Source organism: Arthrobacter sp. P1_A5 (assembly GCF_056406825.1).
The window spans coordinates 1-1,941 of record NZ_JBFTZL010000326.1 but is presented as its reverse complement, the minus strand read 5'-3'; the positions used below and the strand labels follow the sequence as shown (position 1 = coordinate 1,941).

Annotated in this window: 3 protein-coding genes and 1 riboswitch; of the genes, 1 reads left to right on the top strand and 2 read right to left on the bottom strand. The window is 67.8% G+C overall.

All coding sequences use genetic code 11. The features are described from left to right. Window positions 1-52: 52 nt before the first annotated feature. Complete coding sequence (locus AC1D1S_RS20955; RefSeq protein ID WP_476995428.1) at window positions 53-331, bottom strand: hypothetical protein; 279 nt, start codon at window positions 329-331, stop codon at window positions 53-55. Window positions 332-502: 171 nt separating this feature from the next. Next, a riboswitch (cyclic di-AMP (ydaO/yuaA leader) is annotated at window positions 503-705 on the top strand. A 7-nt stretch (window positions 706-712) separates the two neighbouring features. Here AC1D1S_RS20955 and AC1D1S_RS20950 point away from each other — a divergent pair. Continuing rightward, the gene (locus tag AC1D1S_RS20950; RefSeq protein WP_476995427.1) at window positions 713-1,393 is read left to right on the top strand and encodes a hypothetical protein; all 681 of its coding nucleotides are present in this window, start codon (window positions 713-715) and stop codon (window positions 1,391-1,393) included. Between the two features lie 145 nt (window positions 1,394-1,538). Here AC1D1S_RS20950 and AC1D1S_RS20945 read toward each other — a convergent pair. Then, window positions 1,539-1,941, bottom strand: a 403-nt coding sequence (locus tag AC1D1S_RS20945) for a sensor histidine kinase (protein ID WP_476995426.1), incomplete at its 5' end; no start/stop codon positions are given.

Sequence of the window (1,941 nt, the reverse complement as noted above, 5' to 3'; positions counted from 1 at the left end):
AGCAGGGGGCCGGCCAGGGCGATGACGGCGATCAGCGCCAGGGACAGGAAGGTCACGGTTCTCGGCGGCCGGCCGGCGCCGGGCCTGACCGCCGTTCCACCACCGCGTAGGCCTTGCCGTCCAGGAAGGCCCAGTCGTTGACAACCATGTACCCGAGCGCGTCCACCCGGTCATTGAGGATGTGCTCGTCGAAACCCCCGTCACGCGGTTCCGCGTCCCAGGTGCTCACGTGGACGTCCCYGCCGTCGAGGATCAGCAGCTCGGTGTTGACGTCGAAATCCTCTTGGGGCTGAGTACTCAACTGGCAGATGGCGACACAATGGCTGTTCATTTTCGGGCCTCCGCTTCCGGTGGTGCTGATGGCATCATCCTATGTTCGGAAACGGCGCCGCCCTATGGGCAAATTGCGGCCYGGCATCATGGCTCCGTTACCTGAATGTGACTTTCGGGTGCGGTTCGCGCTACGGTTGATGAGTGCCTGTTGTCTCCGATACGGGCGCTCCCCAGCCGATTGCCTAACTCTGCCGCGGCCCGGGGGTAACTCGCATCAACGTCCGGCAGAGACGGGGAAACCACTTTTGACCTGCTGATATGCAGGTCTTGGGGTGAAGCCGCACAGTGCCCGCAACGACGGGCCCGGGAGTGCGGCCGGGTGCCTCCCATCCGAATCCGACAGCTCACCTCGCAGGCATTGGGAGAGGCTACATTTTTCATGACTTCAGTCAAYACTTTTGCGCGCCATGCCGCCGTCCTCGCCGCCGCATCCGGCCTGGTCCTGACCAGCGGAATGGCCGCCAACGCCGCCACCGCCCCCGTGCAGCGTGACTCTGCTCCGGCGTCGAACGTCGACGTCACCGGACAGGTCAGTGCCCCCGTCAGTGCCGATTCAAGCGTCAAGATCAGCTTCGAGCGCCCCGCAGTGGATTCTGTTGCCGCGCCGGTCATCGAACAGCCCGTCGCGCCGGCTCCCGCTGCAGCCCCGGCGGCGGCGCCCAAGGCTCCGGCCAAGCCGGTCATCCAGGTGCAGGCCGCTCCGGCAGCAGCTCCGGCAGCAGCGCCGGCCGCGGCGCCCGCGGGCGGACGCAACGCCATCATGCTCTCGGCCGCCTACAGCCAGGTGGGCATCACCCAGGACTGCACTGCCATGGTGGAAAAGGCCCTTGGCGCCGCGGGTAAGCCCGTTGGCGACATCGGTCCCCGCGCGTTCCTTGGCCTTGGAACCGTTGTAGCGACGCCGCAGCCCGGTGACATGGTGGTCCAGTCCGGCCACGTCGGCATCTACGCCGGCAACGGCCAGGTGGTCAGTGGCGGCATGAACGGCAAGAACCAGACCATGGTCCACCCGCTGTCCTGGCTCACCGCGACCGGCGGCGTGACGTTCGTCCGCGCCTAAGCCGCACGGCCCCGACCCGGGGCCAGACAGTCCGGAAAGACCGGCGGTCGAGTTCCCTTGGGGGCAACTCGACCGCCGGTCTTTCCTGTCTCCGCATTCGGGGGTCCGGGATCCCGATGGCATAGCTTTCCCCGGCGCAGGGTCCTCAGGGATTCCCGCTGCCCATGAGCGGAAGCGTCAATTTCATGACGGTTCCCTCGCCGCCCGTCGCGGCCACCTCGACGGTGCCCCCGGCCGCGACGGCAATCTCCCGGACCAGGGCCAGGCCGATGCCAAAGCTCCGCTGTCCCTGTGAGGTGCCGGTGCCGGCCGTCCGCACGAACCGGTCAAAGATCCGGGCCTGATCGACGCCGGTGATTCCGGTCCCGGAGTCCGCCACCGTGATCACGGCGCGCTTCTGCTCGATTGAGGTCGTGATGGACACGCGGCCGCCCGCAGGCGTGTGGGCCAGCGCGTTGTCCGCCAGGGCCAGCACGGCACGCCGCAGCGCATTCGTCTCGATCCGGGCCAGCGGCCGGGCAGCGGCAGAGAATTCCAGGCGCACCTGC